Consider the following 22,215-nt stretch of genomic DNA (forward strand, 5'->3'; position numbering starts at 1 on the left):
AGTGACACCTGTTCGACTCAGCCAGGCCACCCTCGACCAGGCGCTCGCGCGACCGCAGGTGAGCGGGCCGGTCGTCGACCCGACCGCCGTCACCGTGGGGATCGTCCACCTGGGGATCGGTGCCTTCCACCGCGCCCACCAGGCGGTCTTCACCGAGGATGCCGCTGCGGCGACCGGGGAGACCGGCTGGGGGATCCTCGGGGTCACCCAGCGCTCGGCCTCCGTGGTGGACCAGCTCGCGCCACAGGACGGGCTCTACGGGGTGCTCACCAAGGGCGCGGACTCGTCCTCGCTGCGGATCATCGGATCGCTGCGCGGCGTCGCCTATCCCGGGACCGACACGTCCCTGGTGCTGGCGACGCTCGCGGCGGCCATGACCCATGTGGTCACCCTGACCGTCACAGAGAAGGGCTACCGGGCCGATGGGGACGGCGCGCTCGACCTGTCCGACGACGACGTCCGCGCCGATCTGGCGGCTCTCGTCTCGCAGATGCGAGGAGCTGGGGAGACGAGCGACCTCGCCGCCGGGCGTTCGCCGATCGGTCTGCTGGTGCGCGGCCTGGCCCTCCGCCAGGCCGCGGGCGGTCCGCCGATCACCGTGATGACCTGCGACAACATGGTCGACAACGGCCATGTTGTGCAGGCACTGGTCGGCCAGTTCGTCGAGGCCGGCGCCGTGCTCAGCGCGCAGGGAGACCCGGCCGACTCAGCCGCGGAGCTGGAGCGGTGGGCCGACCTGCGCACCTGGCTCGCGGAGTCGGTCACCTTCCCGTGCACGATGGTCGATCGGATCGTCCCGGCCACGACCGAGGCGCACCGCGCCGAGGCACAGGCGCTGACCGGGCTGCGCGACGACGGGCTCGTCGTCGCCGAGCCGTTCATGCAGTGGGTCATCGAGGACTCCTTCGCGGGGCCTCGGCCCGCCTGGGAGCGCGCTGGTGCGACGCTGACCAGCGACGTCGCGCCCTATGAGCAGGCCAAGCTGCGGATGCTCAACGGGACGCACTCGATGCTGGCCTACCTCGGCGCGCTCAAGGGCCACCGGCTGATCGCCGACGCGGTGACCGACCCCGAGCTCGAGGCGGTCGCCCGCACCCTCCTTCTCGACGATGTCATCCCGACTCTGCAGGCGCCCCCCGGCCTCGACCTGGCCGCCTACGCGGAGTCGCTCATCGAGCGGTTTGCGAACCCGAGCACCGGGCACACCACGATCCAGGTCGCCATGGACGGGTCGAAGAAGCTGCCCTTCCGCCTGCTCGGGACGGTGGCCGACGCGCTCGCGGCGGGCCGGGTGCCGCTCGGTGCGGCGACAGCCGTCGCCGCGTGGATCGCATTCGTCACCCGCGGCGCGACGCTCTCGGGGGAGCCGCTGATCCTCGACGACCCGATGGCTGACGACCTCCGCGCCGCGGCCACCCGCGCAGGCAGCGACCCCGACGCCCTCGTCGAGGAGTTCTTCGCCCTCGACGCCGTCTTCCCCCCGGCCATCGCCACCCACCCCGCCTTCCGCACCGCGGTAGCGGCGGCCCTGACCCCTCTCCTCGCCCCCGCCTGACCCCCACCGCCCCTTCCGTCTCCCGCTGAGTGCACGAATATGCGCGTGTCGCGCCGGGGCGTGTCGCGTACACATTCGTGCACTCAACGGAGGGGTGGGGCGGGAAGGGGGACGGGTGGACGGTCCGGAGGTCGGTGGGGGGAAGCGTTTAGGGTGGCTGGATGGAACACGCGATCCTCGGCGTTGTCGGCATCCTCATCGTGGTGGGCGTGGCTGCCTTCGCCTCCCGGTTGGGCGTGGCCGCCCCGCTGATCCTCGTGGTGGTCGGGATCGTCTGCAGCTTTATCCCTGGGGTCCCCGAGATCGACTTCATCTCCCCCGAGATCATCCTTGCGTTCGTGCTCCCGCCGATCCTCTATTCCAATGCAGTCACGGTCCCGCTCGTGGACTTCCGTCGCAACCTCAAGGCGATCACCGGGCTCTCGGTCCTCCTCGTCATCATCTCCGCCCTGGCCAGCGGCGCATTCCTGTACTGGTTGCTACCGGATCTTTCCCTCCCCGCCGCGATCGCCCTCGGCGCGGTGATCAGCCCGCCTGACGCCGTGGCGGCGACGGCGATCGGCAAGAAGCTCGGCCTGCCACCCCGCCTGGTGACGCTGCTCGAGGGCGAGGGGCTGGTCAACGACGCCTCCGCCCTCGTGCTGTTGCGTTCCGCTGTCGCCCTCACGGCCGCGACGGCAGAGTTCAAACCCTGGGAGGTCGCGGGCGACTTCGTCTACGCCGTGGCCGCGGCGATCGCCATCGGCCTCGTCGTCGGGTACGTCACGGTGTGGGCGCGCTCGCGCCTCAACGACGCAGTGCTCACCACGAACATCTCCTTCGCAGTGCCCTTCGTCGCCTTTATCCCGGCCGAGGAGATCAACGCCTCGGGCGTGCTCGCCGTCGTGGTGGCGGGGCTGTACACCGGGCACCGCAGCGCGACGATGTTCTCCGCCCAGGACCGGATCAGTGAGCGCACCAACTGGCGCACGGCGCAGTTCGTGCTGGAGAACGGCGTCTTCCTGCTCATGGGGGTTGAGCTCAAGACGCTGGTCCAGCAGGTGCAGATGGCCCACCTCGGGGTATGGCACGCAATCTGGGTGGGCCTCGTGACGACCCTGCTCCTCGTGGTCGTCCGCGGGATGTTCATCGTGCCGCTCATCGCTGTGCTCCGCAAGGACCAGCGGCGGGCGGCGCAGGTCGGCCCGTACCTGGACAGCGCGCTCGAGCGCCTCGATCTCATGGACGCGGGCACCGAGCGCGCGACCGAACGCTCGACCCGGGTCCGGCGGTTCATCTCGCGCAAGCGCGCCGACGCGGACTTCCTCACCTCCGAGGGACTGAGCTGGCGCGGTGGGGTGGTGCTGGCCTGGTCGGGTATGCGCGGGGTGGTTACTCTCGCGGCCGCCCAGTCGCTGCCCCAGGACCTCCCGTACCGGGCCGAGCTTGTCCTCGTGGCCTTCACCGTGGCGATCGTGACGCTGCTCGGCCAGGGCCTGACATTGCCGGTCGTCATCCGATGGCTCGGGGTCGTGGGCTCGGACCGGTCCGTCGACCGAGCCGAGCTGGCCGGTCTGTATCAGGAGATGGCCACGATCGGGCTGGCCACGCTCGACAACCCGGGCCTGCGCCGGGACAACGGCGAGCCCTTCGACGCCGACGTGGTCGAGCGGGTCCGGGAAGACAGCCTGATGATGGGTGAGGCCGTCGCCGAGCGCAGCGGGGACGACGAGCACCGCCCGCACGAGCAGCGCCGCGAGCTGCGGCTGCGCGTGCTGCAGGCCGAGCGTGCAGCCTTCCTCGACGCCCGCGCGACGGGGACGTACAGCTCGCGAATCCTTGAGCGTGCCCAGCGCATGCTCGACCTCGAGGAGTCCCGCCTCATGCAGCTCGACGGGGAGCACGGGCACCACTGACCGCGCCGGCGGGTCGCACGCGGCTCGTCTATCTGCATACTTGCGAAATTACGCAAGGAGGCGAAGAGTGGAGGGGTGGCGCATCCGCTGACCAACCCCGTCTACCGCCGGCTCTTCGCCGCGCAGGTTGTCTCGCTCGTGGGCACGGGGCTCGCGACGGTCGCGCTGAGCCTCTTCGCCTTCGACCTTGCGGGTGAGACCGGCGGCTCAGCGGGACAGATCCTGGGGACCGCCTTCGCGATCAAGATGGTCGCCTACGTCACCGTCGCCCCGCTCGCGGCGACGGCCCTGGCTCGCCTTCCCCCTCGTTCGGTCCTGGTCGCCGCAGACCTGGTGCGCTGCACGGCGGCCATCATGCTGCCGTTCGTGAACCAGGTCTGGCAGGTCTACCTCCTCGTCGCTGTCCTCCAGGCCGCGTCGGCGACGTTCACCCCGACCTTCCAGGCGGTCGTCCCGCGGGTGCTGCCCGCGCCCGGGGAGTACACCGCTGCGCTGTCCCTCGCCCGCGTGGCCGAGGACCTCGAGGCGGTCTTGTCCCCGGTCCTGGCGGGCGCGTTGCTCCTGGTCGTGGCGACCCCGACGCTCTTCGTCGGGACCGCGGTCGGCTTCGCGGCGTCGGCCCTGCTGGTGCTCTCTGTGTTTCTGCCCAAGCCGGTCCCGCACGCCGTGCCCGACGCCGGCACGAACGCTGGGGAAGGGCGCCTCTCCTTCGGCGCGCGGATGCTGGGCGGGCTGACGCTGATGCTGCGGTCGACCCCGCTGCGGGCGTCCGTCGTGCTCAACCTGGCCGTCGCCTCGGCAGGCGCGTTCGTGCTGGTCCAGACGGTGGTCATCGTCCGGGAGACGTACGGTTTCGGTGCCTCGGCCGTGCCGCTCGCACTCGCCTCGAACGGTCTGGGCTCGATCCTCATGGCGGCCATGCTGCCGCGGGTGCTGGCCGCCCGGTCCGAGCGCACCGTCATGCTCTCCGGCGCTGCGATCCTGGTGGTATCGATGGCGCTGGTGCCGGTCGTCCTCGGCGCTCGGCCGCAGTCGGGGCTGGTGGCCCTGTGCGGGCTGTGGGCTCTCGTGGGCGTGGGATGGGCCGCGGCCGAGACCCCCGTGGGTCGCCTGATCCAGGCTGAGATCCCCGCGGCCGACCTGCCCGCCGCCTTCGCGGCCCAGTTCTCCCTCTCACACGCATGCTGGCTGCTGACGTACCCGCTCGCGGGGTGGCTGGGGTCGCGCAGCCTGACGTCGGCCGCGTGGGTGCTCGCTGCGATCGCGCTGGTGTCGTCGGCCGTGGCCGCGGTGATGTGGCTGCGGGCGGAGCCAGCTGCCGGGCCGGGCGCGGGCGGCGGAGGCGATCTCGATGCATCTCTCGGCACGGACCCCAGGTCCGTGACAGCATGATCAAGATGAGCACCGACCTGCGCGCCGAGCCCGACGACGTCGGCCTCGAGGGGCCAGGCAACGTCGGCATGGACAAGGCTGTCGATGTGCTGCGGTTGCTCGCGGACCGGACCCGCTTGGAGATCCTCGTGCTGCTCAGCGGTGGTGAGCAGGCCGTGGGGGCGATCGCTGCGGAGGTCGGTCGGCCGGTGCCGGGGGTCTCCCAGCACCTCGCCAAGCTGCGCAGCGGTCGCCTGGTGACCACCCGCCGTGAGGGGACGACGATCTTCTACTCCCTGAGCAGCGAGCACGTCGAGGCGCTCGTGACGAACGTGATCCAGCACAGCGAGCACATGACCTACGAGGTCCCGCCGCACCACCGCTGAGCGAGGCCGGTCCCGCCACATCTGCGCCATCTATTGACAGCGAATGTCCACTCTGTCAGGGTCAGTTCAGGCCGGGAAGCGCTTCCCGGACGAGGTGATCTCCGCGGGCGGATTCAGGGACGAATCCGCCCACGATGTTGAATCGATTCAATCATGGTGGTGCATCACGCACCGCGGGCTGAGATCGACCACGCACGGGTCACCACCGCTACCCGCGCGACCCGCACCATCACGTCCGCCGACGACCGTGGCAACAGCGCCACGGTCACCTGCCCGAGACCCGGGACACAGGGGTCGGTTCGGACGTGGACACCCCTGTCGCAGGCATGTACGGCGAGCCTGCGTCGGAACTCACCCATCGAGCTTCCACGAGCAGGAGATCTTCATGGACCGCACCACCCCTCCCGCGGCGCACAGCCCGGGAACTACTCGCGCGGGGTCTTCCCGCGCCGAGGCGTCTGCGCAGCTGCGCCGTAGCCTCATGCGCACGGTCGCGGGCGTCGCCGCCTTCTCGACCGCGCTGACCGGCTTTGCCGTCATTCCGGCCCACGCCGCCGACCCGACCACCCCCGCACCCACCGTGCGGATCTTCGACTTCGGCACCGCCACCAGCCCTGTCGCCGCCGGCGCCGACGGGGTGCACGAGACCCTCACCTACACCGCGGACCGCGGCTTCGGCGTCGTCCCCGACTCCGGCGTGGCCCTCGCATCGCGCGACCGCGGGGCCACTCAGAGTGACGCCGATCGCGACTTCGTCATCGGCACCGCCTGGTCGTTCCTCGTCGACGTGCCCAACGGCACCTACGACGTGACCGTGACCTCGGGTGACACCCTGACCGGCACGAGCACGACCAAGACCAACGTCTCCCTCGAAGGAGTCGCCGCGGGTACCCTGCAGGCTCGCCAGGCCGTCGTCAGCGAGACCTGGCGCGCGGTCGTGGCCGACGGTCAGCTCTCGGTGCACTTCACCGGGACCGGAGTCGGCGCGTACGTGAACTCCGTGACGCTCGCCCCGGTGCCCACCGATCCGGGCACCGACCCGACGACGGATCCCACGACGGACCCGCCCACCGACCCGACGACCCCTCCGGACCCGGCCGACCCGCTCGATCCGGCCCTCAAGGCACCCGCCTGGGTCCGGATGGCTCAGGTCACCGCGGACGCGGTCACCGTGCGCTGGGACCAGGTGGCCGGCGCGACCGGCTACGTGCTCAGTCGCTCCGACGCCCCGGACGGGACGTTCACCGAGGTCGGACGCACCGGGGAGAGGATCTTCACGCTCGTCGACGACGCCGCGGACACGGCAGCGGTGAGCTTCTACCGGGTCGACGCGATCACCGCCACGGGCCGCTCCCCGCACTCCGCGGTCACCGCGAGCCCGCTCGCGGACGCCGCGGCCCTGCCCGATGGCGGGGTGGCGCGGTACGACTTCGGCTCCGGCGCCGTCGCCCCGGGGTACACCGCCCTCGACGCGGCCTCGGCCTACACCGCCGAGACCCGGGTCGGCTTCGTCGAGCCGGGCAAGGTCACAGCGACCGACCGCGGGGCCGGCGCGAGCGACCCGCTGCGCACGGACTTCGTGACGATCGGTGACACCGAACTTGTGGTCGACCTGCCCAACGGCGACTACACCGTCTCCCTCACGGCGGGCGACTCCGCGGGTGCGACGACCATCGCCGTGACCGCCGAGGCGATGGCCAAGGTCCAGTCCACCTCCAAGGCCGCCGGGGAATACCTCGAGATGTCCTTCGACGTAGCCCTTGTGGACGGCCAGCTCAACCTCGAGATCGACGGCGCCGCCGCCAACCTCAACGCCCTGACCATCACCAAGAAGGCCGACCGCACGGCCGCGGCCACGCCGACGGCCTACATCACCGGTGACTCCACGGTCCAGAGCTACACCTCCGAGTACATGCCGCAGGCCGGCTGGGGCCAGATGATCGACCGGTTCTTCTCCGACGGGGTCGCCTTCAAGAACCACGCGATCGGTGGCCGCTCGAGCAAGAACTTCATCTCCCAGGGCCGCCTTGACGAGGTGCTGCGGGAGATCAAACCGGGCGACTACCTGTTTGTCCAGTTCGGCCACAACGACAACTCCTACGGGGTCGACGACCGCTACGCGGGCCCGGCCGACTACGAGAACTACCTGCGGACCTTTGTCGACGGCGCCGTCCAGCGCGGGGCCACCCCGATCATCGTCACGCCCGTCTCCCGCCGCAGCGTCGACGCCACCGGAAAGTTCACGGTCTCCTTCCCGGAGTACGTGGACGCCGCGAGCGACCTTGCCGCGGAGCAGGGCGTGCCGCTCGTCGACCTGTCCCGGGCCAGCCGTGAGTACCTCGACACCCTCGGCTTCGAGGCCGCGAAGTCGGTGTTCCTGCACGTGCCGGCGGGTGTCTACGCCGGTCGACCGAGCGGGACCGCGGACGACACCCACTTCCAGGAGTACGGCGCCATCCAGATGGCCCGCCTCATCGCCGGGGAGATCAAGGGCCTGGACATCGCCCTCGCCGGCCTCGTCGAAGAGGTCGACCTGCCCGACACCGTCCCGGCCGCCCCCGCCTCGGTGGTCGCGGGAGACGTGTCCAACGCGGGCGCGCTGATCAAGTGGACGGCGCCCGAGGGCGCGGACATCTACAAGGTGTTCCGCAAGGACGCTGCCGCAGGTGACGAGTCCTACACGCTCGTCGGCACCTCCACGATCGCCCAGCTCGCCGTCGGTGGCCTCGCCGAGGGCGCGTCCTACGACTTCCGGGTCGTGGCGGTCAACGGCCGCGGAGACTCCACGCCGTCGCTGCCGGTGCGGGTCACCACGTCCAACGCGCTCTACAAGTTCGACATGCAGCTCGCCGGCAACCCCGTGATGCCCGGCTACACCGAGGTGAACCAGAACTCCAAGTACACCGCAGCGATCGGCTACGGCTTCCTCGACGCCACCGGACTGACCGGACGCGACCGCGGGGTGGGCTTCACGCCGCCGCCGAACGCGCTGCAGCGCGACTTCCTGCTGCCCAGCCCCACCCAGGTGTTCGCCCTCGACGTGCCCAACGGCACGTACGCGGTCAAGACTTACAACGGTGACTGGATCGGCTCGAGCCGCACCAACATCACCCTCGAGGGCAAGGACTACGGGGCCTCCAACGCCGGGACCGCCGCGGTCTCGGAGAAGATGAGCTCCCCGGTCCTGGTCACTGACGGCCAGCTCAACCTGTCGATCTCCGGAACGGGCGCACGCCTCAACGGGGTCGAGGTCACCCCGCTGCTGCTGGCCCCCGGCCAGCTCGCCCTCGACGACCTGACGATCTCCGGCACGGATGTCGCCGTCGCGCTGTCCTGGCAGGGTGTCGACGCCGCCACCTCCTACCGGGTGTACCGCAAGGCCGCCACGGCCGCGGCGGCCGTGCTCGTCGCCGAGCAGGACGGGACCTCCCTCGTGGACGGTGGGGCCGCCGTCGGGCAGGCCTACACGTACACCGTGACCGCGGTGGACGTCACGGGCATGGAGTCCGTCGCGTCCAACCCGCTCCAGGTGACCACGGTCGACCCGGACACCACGGTCCTCGCGGCGCCCACCGGCCTGACCCTGGGTGCGGTCGGCAAGAACGACGTCACCTTCACCTGGGAGCCCGCCGACGGCGCGCTGTTCTACTCCGTCTACCGGGCGACGACCGCGGGCGGGGAGGCCACCTACGTGGGCACCTCACCGGCGGCGACGTACACCGACGCGACCGTCCTGACGACGGTTCCGTACTTCTACGAGGTCACCGCCGTCAACGCCGGTGGTGAATCGGCCCGCTCCGCGCAGCTGGAGTCCACCGCGGACACCGTGCTCGTGCGGCAGATGGAGTACCTCGACCGCGCACCGGTCGCCGTGTCCATCGACGCCGGGGTGTACCTCGGCTGGCGGATGCTCGGCCTGGACCCCGAGGGCATCGCCTTCGACGTCTTCCGGGACGGCACCAAGATCACCACGACACCGGTCACCGCCTCGACCAACTACGTCGATCCGACCGGCACCGCGGACTCGGTCTACACCGTGCGACCGATCGTCGCCGGGGCGCAGTCCGCCGCGACGGCAGAGTTCGGCGTCTGGTCGGGCGGATCGCTCGACATCCCGCTCGACAAGCCGGCCGACGCCTACACCAAGGACGGACAGCCCTACAGCTACTACGCGGGCGACACGTCCGTGGCCGACCTCGACGGCGACGGGCAGTACGAGTACGTCGTCATGTGGTCCCCGAACAACAGCAAGGACAACTCCCAGGCCGGCTACACCGGCACCGTCTACATCGACGCCTACACCCTCGAGGGCACGAAGCTCTGGCGTATCAACATGGGCCAGAACATCCGCGCCGGCGCCCACTACACGCAGATGATGGTCTACGACTTCAACTCCGACGGCACGGCAGAGGTCATCCTCAAGACCGCCGACGGAACCGTCGACGGCGCGGGCACCGTGATCGGCGACGCGAGCGCCGACTACCGCAACTCCGGTGGCTACGTGCTCACCGGACCAGAGTTCCTCACCGTCTTCGACGGGCTCACCGGTGCGGCGATCGACACGATCGCCTACACCCCGCCCCGCGGCGACGTCGCGGCCTGGGGCGACGCCTACGGCAACCGGGTGGACCGATTCCTCGCCGGCGTGGCCTACCTCGACGGGGAGCACCCGAGCGCGATCTTCAGCCGCGGGTACTACACCCGGGCCGTGATCGCCGCCTACGACTTCGACGGGACCTCGCTCACCCAGCGCTGGGTCTTCGACTCCGACGTCGAGGGCGACCAGTACCGCGGGCAGGGCAACCACAACCTGTCCGTGGCTGACGTCGACGGTGACCAGAAGGACGAGATCGCCTTCGGCTCGATGACGATCGACGACAACGGGAAGGCCCTCTACACGACCGGCCTGGGGCACGGCGACGCCGCGCACCTGTCCGACCTCGACCCCTCCCGCCCTGGCCTCGAGGTGTTCGCGGTCCACGAAGAGGCACCGAGCTCCAAGGGCATCGGCGCGACCATGCGCGACGCCGCGACGGGCGAGATCCTGTGGTCCATGCCCGGAACCAAGGACGTGGGCCGTGGCGCCTCGGGAGACATCGACCCCCGGTACGCCGGGGCCGAGTCCTGGGCCGTGACCACGGACGGGGCCTGGAACAGCAGGTCCGGTCAGATGCGGGCCGTCGACGGCACGCTGATCACCGACACGATCCCGGCCGCGAACTTCCTCACCTGGTGGGACGGCGACCTCCTGCGGGAGATCACCGACCACGACTTCGACGACGTGACTCGCGTCGGGGTGCCGACCGTCTCCAAGTGGGACTGGAACACCGGCACGTCGGTCCGCCTGGAGACCCTCACCGGGACCCGGACGAACAACGACACGAAGGGGAACCCGGCGATCCAGGCGGACCTCTTCGGAGACTGGCGCGAGGAGCTCGTCTACCGCACCGACGACTCGACCGCGCTGCGGATCTTCACCACGACGGACGTCACCGAGCACAAGCTGCGCACCCTCATGCACGACCCGGTCTACCGCCTGGGCGTCGCGTGGCAGAACGTCGCCTACAACCAGCCCCCGCACACGAGCTTCTTCCTCGGTGAGGGCATGACGACGCCGGCGGCCCCGTCCATCAGCTACGTCAACGCACCCGTCACGCCGCCCACCGGACCCGTTCCGGCCCGGGGCACGCTGAGCAACGACAACGGCTGGGACACGGGCCTGCTCGACGGCGACTACACGGTCACCATGAACATGTGGTGGGGCCAGAACGCCACGAGCTTCACGCTCTTCGAGAACGGCCGCGCCGTGAAGACCGTGCCGCTCACCGACGCAACCCCGGCGGCTCAGAAGGCATCGGTGGCGATCACCGGAAAGCCGAACGGCACGTATGTGTACACGTGCGAGCTGAGCAACGCCGGTGGCACGGTCGGCGGACCGCAGGGCTCTTGCGGCGAGCACACCGTCGTCGTGCGGGACGCGAGCCCGGCGACCGGGACGCTCTCCCATGACAACTGGGACGGCGACGGCAGCTACACGGTCTTGATGAACATGTGGTGGGGGTCGAACGCGGCGACGTACCGCCTGTACGAGAACGGCGCCCTGCTCGACACCCAGTCGCTCGCGACGTCGACCCCGGCCGCGCAGCACGCCGCGACGGCCGTAGCAGGGCGGGCACCGGGGGCGTATGAGTACCGGGCCGAGCTCGAGAACGCCGCGGGCATCACCCAGACCCGGACCCTCACGGTGACGGTCCGGTAGCCGGCCCGTCGCGCTGCGACGCACGGCAGGAACTCGTGGGGCTCATCGGCGGCAGCAGCCGTCGGTGGGCCCCACGGGCGTGCCCGATGCGCCCAGGACGGGCCGCGCGGGCGTGCCCGATGCGCCCAGGCCGGGCCGCGCGGCGTCGGCCGTGGGTGCACACCCGTGATGAAGCCGTGGCCCGACGTGCACACAGGCCCATGACCTGCCACTGTGAGCAGATGAGCGTCAATCTGAGCCCCCTCGGACTGGGAGCCTCGCAGCTGGGCAACCTGTTCCGCACGACGACGGACGTCGAGGCCGCCGGCACCGTCGAGGCTGCCTGGGCCGGTGGGATCCGCTACTTCGACACCGCCCCCCACTACGGTCTGGGCCTGTCCGAACGGCGCCTGGGCGCCCACCTCGCGCAGTACCCGCGAGACGACTACGTCGTCTCGACCAAGGTCGGCCGGCTGCTCGTGCCCTCCCCGGAGACGGCCGGAGAGCAGGACACCGACTTTGTCGTCCCGGCGAGCCTGCGCAGGGTCTGGGACTTCAGCCGAGACGGCGTCCGGCGCAGCCTCGAGGACTCCCTCGAGCGCCTCGGGCTGGATCACGTCGACGTCGTGTACCTGCACGACCCTGACGACCACTGGGACGATGCGTCCCGCCAGGCGATCCCCGCCCTCGTGGAGCTGCGGGACGAGGGCGTCGTCCGCGCGATCGGCGTGGGCATGAACCAGACGCCGATGCTCACCCGCTTCGTCCGTGAGACCGACATCGACCTGGTCATGTGTGCCGGGCGCTACACGCTGCTGGAGCAGGGCGCGCTCGCGGACCTGCTGCCCGCTGCGCTCGAGCGGTCGGTCGGCGTGGTCATCGCGGGGGTGTTCAACTCCGGGCTGCTGGCCCGCCCGCGACCGGCCGCGGGTGCCCGCTACAACTACGAGGCCGCGCCGGCCGACCTGCTGGTCAAGACGAACCAGATCGCCGATATCTGCGAACGGCACGGCGTCACGCTGCCCGACGTTGCGCTGGCCTTCGTCCGGGCGCACCCGGCGGTCACGTCGACCGTCGTGGGGGCCCGCGGCGTGGGCCAGGTCGAGTCCTTCCTGACGCATTCCCACACGGCCGTGCCGGTCGAGGTGTGGGAGGAGCTGCGCAGCGAGTGGCTGATCGACCCGATGGCTCCGGTCCCGCACACGATGCTGCCCGACATCCAGCTCTGACCGGGGCGCCCTCCCGGGCGCCGGCGCAGGCCATATGCCGCGCTCCGGCAGAAAGGTCGTTCTGGTCCTCCTGTGACGTCGACCACCTGCCGTCGTGTTGCTCCGTCGCACCTGGGGTCAGGCGAGAGACTGGTACGGCCCGCGACCAAGGAGCGCCATGGCCTACCCCCAGCCGTCCACCGGGAACATCCTCACGGTGGGCGTCGACGAGCTGTTCTTCTCCACGACCGACCGCCGCGGGGTCATCCAGAGCGCCAACTCCGTGTTCTTGCGGATGTCGCAGTTCGCGCGCGAAGAGATCGTTGGCGCCGCGCACAACATCGTGCGCCACCCGGACATGCCCGGCGGGGTGTTCCGCATCATGTGGGACCGCCTGCGCGCAGGCCTCCCGATGGCCGTCTACGTCATGAACCGCTCGCGCACAGGCGACACGTACTGGGTGTTCTCCACGGTCGTCCCGATCGGCGACGGGTACCTGTCGGTGCGCAGCGCCCCGTGCGCCGGCGGGCTGTGGCACGCGGTCGCCACGCTGTACGACGACGTCCGCGAGCTCGAGCGTCAGGTCCAGTCGGGCGGGGCGAACCGGGCCGCGGCCGCCGAGGCGGGGGCCCAGGCCCTCGGCGCGGGGCTCGCCCGCCTCGGGTTCCCGACCTTCGACTCCTTCGTCCGGTACGTCGTTCCCGCGGAGGCCGCCGCGCGCGCGGCCCTGACCGCCGACGCCGCGCCCCGCCCCCCGCTCGCGGGGGACCTCGCCGCGATGGTCGACGGCGCCGACGCCATCACCCACGAGCTCGCCGCGCTGCTCACCCGGCTCGACGTCTTCAGCTCTCTCGCCTCCGCGCTGGGCGACGCCGCGACCCAGGCGCGCGCCACGATCGCGAGCCTGCGCGAGGTCACCGCGGTCGCGGCCGGCGCGTCGGCGACGGTGGCCGACTCGGCCCCTGTGCTCGGGCGCGCGGCCGCCGGCATGTCCACGGTCGCCGACGAGGCGGCCGCCTCGATCGAGCTCATGGCCACCGAGCTCGCCCGGGTCAGACGCGGGCTCCTGGAACTCCGGTTCCGGATCGGGCTGACCCGGCTGCACAACGACATGGCGACGGTCTTTGCCCTCGAGGTTGCCGCGGGTGACGCACGGGGGGCCGACCTTGCCGACCTGCCCGTGCTGTCCCGGGCGCTCGCGGAGGAGGTTGCCTTCCTCGAGACCACCCTGACCGGAGTCAACGCCGCGTTGCGCACGGTGAGTGCGCGGATCGAGGAGGCGGCGACGTCGCTCCAGGTCTTCCAGCGTGACATGGCCAGGTGGCGGTTGCTTGTCCCGCGCTACGGCGCGACGCAGGTGCTTGGTCCTTTCATCGGGACGATCGACTCTCAGCTCGACGTCGGCCATGCCCGGATGGCGGGCCTGCGTCGCCTCGCCGCGCAGTGCGTGGCACAGGCGCATCCCTTCGATCCCGGGCCCACCCACGCGGCGATTCATCGGATCACCCTGGCCGGGGAGCGGCTCGTGGCGATGGAGGAACCGGCACGGTCCTGGGGATTCTGACCGCTCACCGACATCGCGCGGAGCCGGCCGCTGAGCGTACGAAATTGCGCGTGTCGCGGCGGCGGGTCGCGTACATAGTCGTGCACTCAGCGGGGTTCTGAAGAGTCAGGGGGCGGGGAGGTCGGGGTGCGTGCTGACGAAGTCTTCGACCTCGAGGAGGTGGTTGGCCATGCGCAACCGGGCCCGCTCGGGGTCACCGGCGACCAGGGCGGCCAGGATCGTCTCGTGCTCGCTGTGGGTGCGGTGCTCGACGCCTTCTTGGGTGAGCCCACGCCACAGCCGCGCCCGGACCGTACGGCTGGCCAGGGTCTCGATGAGCGCCCCCAGGACGGGATTCCCCGAGCTCGTCGCGATCACCCGGTGGAAGGCGATGTCCGTCTCGAGCAGGAGGTCGTGGTCGATCTCGTCGGCGGCGAGCAGCCGAGCGGCCTCGTCGAGCGCGCCGCGCGCCCGGGCGAGCATCGTGGCGTCCATCCTGAGCGCGGCAAGCCCGGCGGCCTCGGTCTCCAGGACCCGGCGGACCCCGTGGAAGGACGATGCGTCGTCGTCGCCCTGGAGGTCGACGACGAAGGAGAGCGGCGCGAGCAGCAAGCCCGGGTCGAGGCTCGTGATGTAGGTGCCGTCGCCCTGGCGGCTGTCGACGATCCCGAGGGTCGCGAGCGCCCGCAACCCCTCACGCAGCGACCCGCGAGAGACGCCCAGGTCGATTGCAAGGTCCTTCTCGATGGGCAGCCGATCCCCAGGGGAGAGGCGGCCGTCCAAGAGCATCGACTTGATTCCGTCGACGACCTGATCTGTACGTGACATAGGTGAGAGTATGTCGCAGAACCCTCCGGCTCCTCCGGCTCCTCCGGCTCCGAGCGGGTGCTTTCTGCGTGTCTGCCAAGCTTCACCCGCCCGTTCTTCGACGCCGGACGCGGGCGGCCTGGTCTCCGATCACTGGACCGGCTCCTCGCGCTCGCGCTCGCCGACCTCCCCAACCGGCTCGATCTGCTCGGCCTGCCGGCCTCGTAGCCGCAGGAGCGCGAGCCCGACGCCGCAGGTAGCCAGGAGCCCGAGCCCGCCGGTCAGCACAAGGCCGCCGCGCACCCCGAGATGCTCGGTGAACCATCCCTGCAGCAGGCCGCCGGCCGCATGCCCGCCGAGCAGGAGCGGCATGTAGAAGGCCATGACACGCCCGCGCACCCGCGGCGACGCGGTGAGCTGGACGTACGTCCCGGCGCTGGTCAGGAAAAACATCGTCGCCGCACCGACCGCGGCGAGCATCACGAGGAAGGCCCAGTGCGTCGGCGACAGCGCGGCCACGATCTCGACGCCGGAGAAGACCGCCGCTCCCACCACGACCGTGCGGACCCGAAGACTGGTCATACGTGCGGCGGTGATCGCCCCGATCAGACCGCCGACGGCACCGATCGAGTTGTACAGCCCGAAGCCGCTCGACCCGGTCTCCCACTCGAAGTCGGCGAAGGCGGCCAGCACGACCGGTCCGTTCATGCCGAAGGCCCCCATGAAGCCGGCCAGGATCACGACCCACATGAGGCGGGGCCGGTCCATGATGTAGCGGAAACCTTCCTTGAGCTGCCCGGGGGACCGCGTGATGGTGGGAACCGGGTGCAGCTGGTCCACCCGCATGGATGCAACGAGCGCGACCACGACGAGGCACAGGGTTGCGTTCGCGGCGAAGGCCCAACCCTGGCCGACCTGGTTGATGAGCACTCCGGCCAGCGCAGGTCCGACCAGGCCGCTGAGCTGGTTGAGCGCGTTGTTCGTGCTGATGGCGGAGCGGAGCTGGCCGTCCCCGACGAGCTCGTTGACCAGGACCTGGCGGGCGGGCTGGTCGAAGACCGCGACGCATCCGGAGGCCAGGGCGAAGAGGTAGAGGAGCGGGACCGTGACCAGGCCGCCGATGGTCAGTGCGGCGAGGGTTGCGGCCAGGACCGCTGCGGCGGACTGGGCCGCCATGACGAGGTGGCGCTTGTTGTGGCGGTCGGCGATCACACCGCCGAGCGGGCCGAAGGTGAGCAGCGGGACGAACTGCAGCGCGACGATGATCCCGACCGCAGCCGGGCTCCCGGTGAGCTTGAGCACGAGCCAGTCCTGGGACAGGCGCAGCATCCACATGCCCGTTCCGCCGAAGAACTGGGCGATGAGGAAGAGCCGGTAGTTGTGGTTGCGCAGGATCGAGCGGACGGGTGGATGGTCGAGCGAGTTGGGCATGTGCGGTCACCTAGCAGTGAATGGATTCAACGATCGAGGGTCGGTCGTCCGGGTTTGGTGAGACGAGTTGGCGCGAGATCTGGCCGTCAGGAACCGCGAAAATTCGCAGCTTCGGGGGAATCGTTGGCGAACGACGGTGTTCGGGGCTGGACTTTTCACGCAACAACGGTATTGTAACGATTCACTTCCATCGTTGAACGCGCAGGGCGGCGCGGTTAACCTCGGGAATGCGCTTTCATTCACGATGAGCAAGGAGGCTCAGATGTCGATCAAGCGATCAGCCCTCAAGGGTATCGCCGCCGCAGCGTTCGCGGCACTCGCACTTTCCGCATGTTCAGGTGGCTCGGGAGAGGCAGCTCCCGCTCCCTCCGCGACCCTCGACGTGGCCAAGGATGTCACGATTTCCTTCGCCTGGTGGGGCAACGACGACCGCGCCGCCAAGTATGAGGAGTCCATCGCACTCTTCGAGACGAAGTACCCGAACATCAAGGTCCAGACCAGCTTTGCGGCCTTCCCGGACTACTGGACCGCACGCAGCACCGAGGCCGCGGGCAGCTCGCTCCCCGACGTCTTCCAGATGGACCTGTCCTACCTGCGCCAGTACGGCTCGACCAACCAGCTGCTCAACCTCGACGGCCAGGTCGGCGACGGCAAGGCGCTCGACGTGTCCGGCCTCGACGAGGCGCTGCTCGGCTCCGGCCAGCTCGACGGCTCGCAGTTCGGCATCCCGACGTCGACCAACACGCTCGCGCTCTTCTACAGCCCGAATATCCTCGACCAGCTCGGCATCGAGCCCCTCACGGGCGACTACACCTGGGAGGACTACAACGACTTCGTCAACAAGGTCTCCGCGGCCGGCGCCTCGTCCGACCCCGTCCTCTACGGCAGCGGCGACTACACGCTGACGTTCTGGTTCTTCATCCAGTGGCTCATCCAGCAGGACATCGAGCCCTTCACCGCCGAGGGTGAGCTCAACTTCACCCCCGAGCAGATGACCGAGTGGCTGAACTCGGCCGAGTCCATCCGCACCCCGGTCGACTCGACCTACCCGATCGCTCGCGGCAAGCAGCTCGAGCCCCTCGGTGGGTTCACCGTCAACGAGGTCGCCGCAGAGTTCAGCTGGGACAACTTCCTTGCGGGCTACTCCGCCGACTCGGGCACCGACAACATCCAGATGCTCCCGATCCCGTCGGGCGCCGATGGCAAGAAGCACATGTTCTTCAAGCCGTCGATGCTGCTCTCCGCCTCGGCGAACTCCAAGGAGCCGGCCGCGGCCGCGACTCTGATCAACTTCCTCATCAACGAGCCTGAGGTCGGCCGCATCTTCGGAACGTCCAAGGGTGTCCCCGCCGTCGCAGCACAGCGCGACGCGATGAACGTCGAGGCCGGCTCGATCGACGAGCGCGTCATGGCCTATGAGGAGTCTGTCGCCGGTGACGTCACGGCCTCAGCTCCGCTCCCGGTCTTGGGCTTCGGCTCGATCGAGGCCGAGTTCAAGCGCCTGGGTGAAGAGTTCGCCTACCGCCAGATCACAGTCGACCAGTTCGTCGAGCAGTGGTTCGCCGAAGCGGCGATGACTGTCAACAAGTGACCTGAGGCCCCATCGCCTCCGGCCATCTCGCGTGACGGGTGAACAGCGACCTCCGGTCGCTGGATGTGAACGCTCGCACCGGCGTCGGGCATCATGCTCGACGCCGGCGCGGCCCCGTACGCAGCAGCACTGACAACAAAACGACTGATCGGATTCCCATCGTGTCCCTCACTGACGAGGCGACCGGAACTCGCGCTGTCACCTCCACGAAGAGCTCGCCTGCGCGACGCTCTCGGAGGGCAGCCGAGGCCCGCGCTGGTTACGCGTTCCTTGCCCCCTGGTTGCTAGGTTTCTTCCTGCTCACGGCGGGACCGATGCTGGCGTCGCTCTACCTGGCATTCACGAACTACAACATGTTCGCCCCACCGAAGTGGGTCGGCCTCGACAACTTCATCCAGCTCTTCAACGACCCGCGGTACATCCAGTCGGTCAAGGTGACCGGCATCTACGTGCTGGTCGGAACCCCGATCAAGCTCGCCTCCGCGCTCGCCGTGGCGATGCTGCTGAACAACCGGCGCCGTGGACAGGGCGCCTACCGGTCCATCTTCTACGCTCCCTCCCTCATCGGGGCGAGCGTGTCGATCGCGATCGTGTGGAAGGCCATGTTCATCGACGACGGCATCGTCGACCAGATCGGCCAGTTCTTCGGACGGGACGCCGGCGGCTGGGTCGGTGACCCGAGCATGACCATGCCGATGATGATCCTGCTGACCGTCTGGCAGTTCGGTGCGCCGATGGTCATCTTCCTCGCCGGGCTCAAGCAGATCCCGACCGAGCTCTACGAGGCCGCCGAGATGGACGGAGCCGGCTCTGCCCGCAAGTTCCTGCGGATCACGCTGCCGATGCTCTCCCCGGTGCTGTTCTTCAACCTGCTGCTCGAGACGATCCACTCGTTCCAGATCTTCGGGTCCGCGTTCATCATCTCCAACGGGACCGGTGGTCCCGCCGGATCGACCATGTTCTACACCCTGTACCTCTACCTTCGCGGCTTCACCGACTTCCGGATGGGCTACGCCTCGGCGATGGCCTGGGTTCTTGTGGTCGCCGTCGGCCTCATCACCTTCATCTTCTTCAAGACGTCGAAGCAGTGGGTCCACTACTCGGGGGAGACGAAATGACCGCCACGACGCCACACCTGACCAAGCTCACCCCCGTCACTGGAGCCTCGGCGCCCGACGACCTCGAGGTGAGTGCCCAGCTGCGCAAGGTGCACAAGCGCAAGAAGACCGTGAAGTCGGTCCTCTTCCACATCTTTGTGCTCGCCGTGACCGTGGTGATCCTCTACCCGGCCGTGTGGATGCTCATGTCCTCGCTCAAGCCGACGAGCGACATCATCGGCAACATCAGTATCATTCCAACGCACGCGTCCTTCGACAACTTCGCCAAAGCGCTCAGCGGGATCGGCGGGGTGTCCTTCTGGACGTTCTTCGGCAACTCGCTGTTCCTGGCTGTCATGTCCGTCGTCGGCATCACGCTGTCCTCGACCATCACGTCCTACGCCTTTGCCCGGATCGACTTCCCGGGCCGCGGCATCTTCTTCACACTGATGATCGCGACGCTGCTGCTGCCGTTCCACGTGGTGATCATTCCGCAATACATCATGTTCAACGAGCTCGGCCTGGTGAACACATTCGTGCCGCTGCTGATCGGCAAGTTCCTCGCGGCCGAGGCGTTCTTCGTCTTCCTCATGGTCCAGTTCATGCGCAACCTGCCGCGTGAGCTCGACGAGGCAGCCCGCATCGACGGCGCCGGTCACGTGCGGATCTTCCGGTCGATCATGCTGCCGCTCATGAAGCCGCCGATCATGACGGCATCGATCTTCGCCTTCATCTGGAGCTGGAACGACTTCTTCGGTCCGCTGCTCTACCTGAAGAAGCCCGACCTGTATTCCCTGCCGATCGCGCTGCGCCTCTACGTCGACCAGACCTCGGTCTCCGACTACGGGGCACAGATGGCCATGGCCGTCCTCGCGCTGCTGCCGGTGCTGCTGTTCTTCATCATCTTCCAACGGTTCATCGTCGACGGCGTCTCGACCCAGGGCTTGAAGGGCTGAGCGATGTCGGCAAGAGTCGTCACCATGGATCCAGCCAGCAAGGACGCCCGCCGGGAGACCAGCAAGGACGTCCGCCGTCGCAAGAAGTCAGCGGATTCGGTCCCGGGAAGCTTTGGGAAGTTCGCCCTCTTCTCCGAGGTGCTGCTCACCGGTGTGTACGTCATGGTGCTGAGCCTCGCCGTGGTGACGGCTCTGCCGGCCGTGACGGCCGGCGTCGGGCACCTGCGGCGCCACCTGCGGGGTGAGCGCGACGGCGTGGCCGAGCTCTGGGAGGACTTCAAGGCCGCCTGCTCGGGGGTCTGGGTGGTGGCCGTCGGGTCGATCGTGGCCTTCTGTCTCGTGGGGCTCAACCTGTGGGCCGTGAGCACGGAGGCGCTCCCCGGCGGGGCTGTCGTCGGTGTCGTGAGCGCGGGCCTCGGCGTCACGCTCAGCGTCGGGCTGCTCCGGGCGGCGAGCGTGTGGACGCCGGGCGACCGATGGTTCTCCCTTGTTCGTCGAGGTGTGCGGGAGATCGGCGCGGACCCGGCCGGGTCGGCCATGCTCTTCGCCGCAGTCGTGATGTGCGTGGTACTCGTATGGATGCTCAAGCCGTTGGTGATGATCGTCGGCGGACTGGTCGCGTTTGCGGTGGTGGGCGTGGAGTTCCGCACGGCGCGCCCCGCGCGCGGCGAGCGGTAGGACGCAGCCGCTCTCTTGGTTCGTCTCAGCCCGTGCGTCACAGGTCCCACCGAGGCCCCTGACCGCCGAGTGCGTGCATTTGATGGTCGTGCGTGCATTCAAAGTCACGCACGACCATCAAATGCACGCACTCGGCGGTGCGTTGGGCGGACGGGTGCGGAGTGAGGGAAGTCGCTGGGGGCCACTGGTCGGCCTCGGGATGGGAGTGGAGCGGAAAGAGCTGTTTCACAGGGTCCGGCAGGCGGTCGTCGTCCACAACGGTGAGCGAACGACCGGCGGCGAGGCCGGATCGGCCCTGAGATCAGTGCATGGACATAACTCCCGTCGAACCGTCGACGCCCCCCGCAGATCTCCTTGACCCGTCGCATGACCACCCGACACCCATGTACGAAGATCGGACGGGCGGGTCCTCCGTGTCGCCCGGGGGCCTCCCCGGTGGACGGCCACGCGATCCTGGCGCGGAGCACCGTCGACGTCGTCCACCTCCTGCTGAGGAGAGCCTCGTGTCCTCGGGCCTGCTCCGTGCACGCGACTTCCCGAGCGATCTCGTGGCACGTGAAGTCCGTGCCCAGCGGTGGGTGCGCGTGCGACGTGGCGCCTACCTGCAGAGCGGGGATGGTTTGACGGCCTCCGTTGATCCGGTCGACAGTCACCGATTACACCTGGCGCGGATCGCTGCGGTCGATCGGCAGGCTCCTGCTCCGCCGACGTTCAGCCACGGGTCGTCTGCGCTTCTGTGGGGTGCCTCCTTATGGCGAGTCCCCCAACACGTTCACGTGACGCAGTCGAGCTCGGCATCTGGTCGGCGTGGGCGCGACGTCGTGCGTCACAAGTTGGATCTTCCGGCCGACGACGTCGAGCGACGGTCGGGTGTCCTGCTCACGTCGCGGTTGCGCACACTCGTCGACTGCATCACGACGATGCCGCCGCTGTCTGCCTTGGTCGTGGCTGACTCGCTCCTGGCGCAGGGTCTCGATCGTGAGTCAGTGGCTGTCGCGCTCGATGAACGCGGCAGTCGCAGGGGTGGGCGTCGTGCGCGGATGGTTCTGGCGGAGGCCGATGGAGCGTCGGAGTCTCCGGGCGAGAGCGCCTTGCGCTTCTTCCTCTGGGCGCATGGCTTCCCGCGCCCGGAGCTGCAGGTGAGGGTCGTGACCCGACTCGGGACATTCTGGGCAGACATGGGGTGGCGCAGGTGGAACCTGCTCATCGAGTACGACGGACTCGTCAAGTACGGGACGTTGTCTGGAGGGTCCGCCTCTGACGTCGTGGTGCAGGAGAAGCGCCGTCAGGAGGCGATCGAGGACGAGGGATTCCGCGTCCTGAGGGTGACCAAGTACGACCTCGAGCGCCCGCGGCAGCTGGTGGAGAGGATATTGCGATACCTGCCGGCATCCGTGTCCGTCAACCTCTCACCCGTCCCCGAGCTCCTGTTGCCGGCGTCCTGGCGCTGAGGTCATGA

The 22,215-nt window shown here is 69.2% G+C and carries 14 protein-coding genes; 12 read left to right on the plus strand and 2 right to left on the minus strand.

Annotated elements, in window-relative coordinates; all coding sequences use genetic code 11:
* The first annotated feature begins 1 nt into the window (after position 1).
* The 7 genes from BLQ50_RS14830 to BLQ50_RS14860 all read left to right on the plus strand — a co-directional run bounded on the left by BLQ50_RS14830 (position 2) and on the right by BLQ50_RS14860 (position 14,217).
* A complete protein-coding gene (locus BLQ50_RS14830) occupies positions 2-1,555 on the plus strand; it encodes a mannitol dehydrogenase family protein (protein ID WP_093185248.1) in 1,554 nt (517 codons plus the stop codon).
* A gap of 161 nt (positions 1,556-1,716) precedes the next feature.
* Complete coding sequence (locus tag BLQ50_RS14835) at positions 1,717-3,450, plus strand: cation:proton antiporter (RefSeq protein ID WP_093185251.1); 1,734 nt, start codon at positions 1,717-1,719, stop codon at positions 3,448-3,450.
* A 75-nt stretch (positions 3,451-3,525) separates the two neighbouring features.
* The gene (locus BLQ50_RS14840) at positions 3,526-4,842 is read left to right on the plus strand and encodes an MFS transporter (RefSeq protein WP_093185253.1); all 1,317 of its coding nucleotides are present in this window, start codon (positions 3,526-3,528) and stop codon (positions 4,840-4,842) included.
* Between the two features lie 5 nt (positions 4,843-4,847).
* Positions 4,848-5,207, plus strand: a complete 360-nt coding sequence (locus tag BLQ50_RS14845; RefSeq protein WP_093185541.1) for an ArsR/SmtB family transcription factor — start codon at positions 4,848-4,850, stop codon at positions 5,205-5,207.
* A 385-nt stretch (positions 5,208-5,592) separates the two neighbouring features.
* Positions 5,593-11,466: a rhamnogalacturonan lyase family protein gene (locus BLQ50_RS14850; RefSeq protein ID WP_245701272.1), complete on the plus strand. Its 5,874-nt coding sequence runs from the start codon at positions 5,593-5,595 to the stop codon at positions 11,464-11,466.
* 221 nt (positions 11,467-11,687) lie between these two features.
* Entirely contained in the window at positions 11,688-12,674 is a 987-nt protein-coding gene (locus tag BLQ50_RS14855; RefSeq protein WP_093185256.1) for an aldo/keto reductase, read from the plus strand.
* 157 nt (positions 12,675-12,831) lie between these two features.
* Entirely contained in the window at positions 12,832-14,217 is a 1,386-nt protein-coding gene (locus tag BLQ50_RS14860; protein ID WP_093185258.1) for a PAS domain-containing protein, read from the plus strand.
* Positions 14,218-14,322: 105 nt separating this feature from the next.
* Here BLQ50_RS14860 and BLQ50_RS14865 read toward each other — a convergent pair whose 3' ends face one another.
* Entirely contained in the window at positions 14,323-15,024 is a 702-nt protein-coding gene (locus BLQ50_RS14865) for a FadR/GntR family transcriptional regulator (RefSeq protein ID WP_093185261.1), read from the minus strand.
* 129 nt (positions 15,025-15,153) lie between these two features.
* Positions 15,154-16,434, minus strand: coding sequence for an MFS transporter (locus BLQ50_RS14870; RefSeq protein ID WP_093185263.1), 1,281 nt, complete (start codon positions 16,432-16,434; stop codon positions 15,154-15,156).
* A gap of 262 nt (positions 16,435-16,696) precedes the next feature.
* Between BLQ50_RS14870 and BLQ50_RS14875 the strand changes: the two genes are divergently transcribed.
* The 5 genes from BLQ50_RS14875 (at position 16,697) to BLQ50_RS18405 (ending at position 22,207) form a co-directional block, all read left to right on the plus strand.
* Entirely contained in the window at positions 16,697-18,025 is a 1,329-nt protein-coding gene (locus BLQ50_RS14875) for an ABC transporter substrate-binding protein (RefSeq protein WP_093185266.1), read from the plus strand.
* Between the two features lie 161 nt (positions 18,026-18,186).
* Complete coding sequence (locus tag BLQ50_RS14880) at positions 18,187-19,143, plus strand: carbohydrate ABC transporter permease (RefSeq protein WP_245701274.1); 957 nt, start codon at positions 18,187-18,189, stop codon at positions 19,141-19,143.
* Complete coding sequence (locus BLQ50_RS14885; protein WP_093185269.1) at positions 19,140-20,078, plus strand: carbohydrate ABC transporter permease; 939 nt, start codon at positions 19,140-19,142, stop codon at positions 20,076-20,078. Before BLQ50_RS14880 ends, BLQ50_RS14885 begins: the two co-directional genes overlap by 4 nt.
* A 24-nt stretch (positions 20,079-20,102) precedes the next feature.
* Positions 20,103-20,756 (plus strand): hypothetical protein, encoded by a 654-nt coding sequence (locus tag BLQ50_RS14890; protein ID WP_245701276.1) that lies wholly within the window; start codon positions 20,103-20,105, stop codon positions 20,754-20,756.
* Positions 20,757-21,904: 1,148 nt separating this feature from the next.
* Complete coding sequence (locus BLQ50_RS18405) at positions 21,905-22,207, plus strand: hypothetical protein (RefSeq protein ID WP_139185845.1); 303 nt, start codon at positions 21,905-21,907, stop codon at positions 22,205-22,207.
* The last annotated feature ends 8 nt before the right edge of the window (positions 22,208-22,215 follow it).

The sequence above is a fragment of the Sanguibacter gelidistatuariae genome (genome assembly GCF_900096585.1).
GTDB classification, from domain to species: Bacteria; Actinomycetota; Actinomycetes; order Actinomycetales; family Cellulomonadaceae; genus Sanguibacter; species Sanguibacter gelidistatuariae.

What these genes read in the sequence shown, in the direction of transcription:
- BLQ50_RS14870 (WP_093185263.1), bottom strand. Translation starts at nt 16,434, where the DNA reads ATGCCCAACTCGCTCGACCATCCACCCGTCCGCTCGATCCTGCGCAAC.
- BLQ50_RS14860 (WP_093185258.1), top strand. Translation starts at nt 12,832, where the DNA reads ATGGCCTACCCCCAGCCGTCCACCGGGAACATCCTCACGGTGGGCGTC.
- BLQ50_RS14845 (WP_093185541.1), top strand. Translation starts at nt 4,848, where the DNA reads ATGAGCACCGACCTGCGCGCCGAGCCCGACGACGTCGGCCTCGAGGGG.
- BLQ50_RS14875 (WP_093185266.1), top strand. Translation starts at nt 16,697, where the DNA reads ATGTCGATCAAGCGATCAGCCCTCAAGGGTATCGCCGCCGCAGCGTTC.
- BLQ50_RS14855 (WP_093185256.1), top strand. Translation starts at nt 11,688, where the DNA reads ATGAGCGTCAATCTGAGCCCCCTCGGACTGGGAGCCTCGCAGCTGGGC.
- BLQ50_RS14850 (WP_245701272.1), top strand. Translation starts at nt 5,593, where the DNA reads ATGGACCGCACCACCCCTCCCGCGGCGCACAGCCCGGGAACTACTCGC.
- BLQ50_RS14885 (WP_093185269.1), top strand. Translation starts at nt 19,140, where the DNA reads ATGACCGCCACGACGCCACACCTGACCAAGCTCACCCCCGTCACTGGA.
- BLQ50_RS14835 (WP_093185251.1), top strand. Translation starts at nt 1,717, where the DNA reads ATGGAACACGCGATCCTCGGCGTTGTCGGCATCCTCATCGTGGTGGGC.
- BLQ50_RS14865 (WP_093185261.1), bottom strand. Translation starts at nt 15,024, where the DNA reads ATGTCACGTACAGATCAGGTCGTCGACGGAATCAAGTCGATGCTCTTG.
- BLQ50_RS14890 (WP_245701276.1), top strand. Translation starts at nt 20,103, where the DNA reads ATGGATCCAGCCAGCAAGGACGCCCGCCGGGAGACCAGCAAGGACGTC.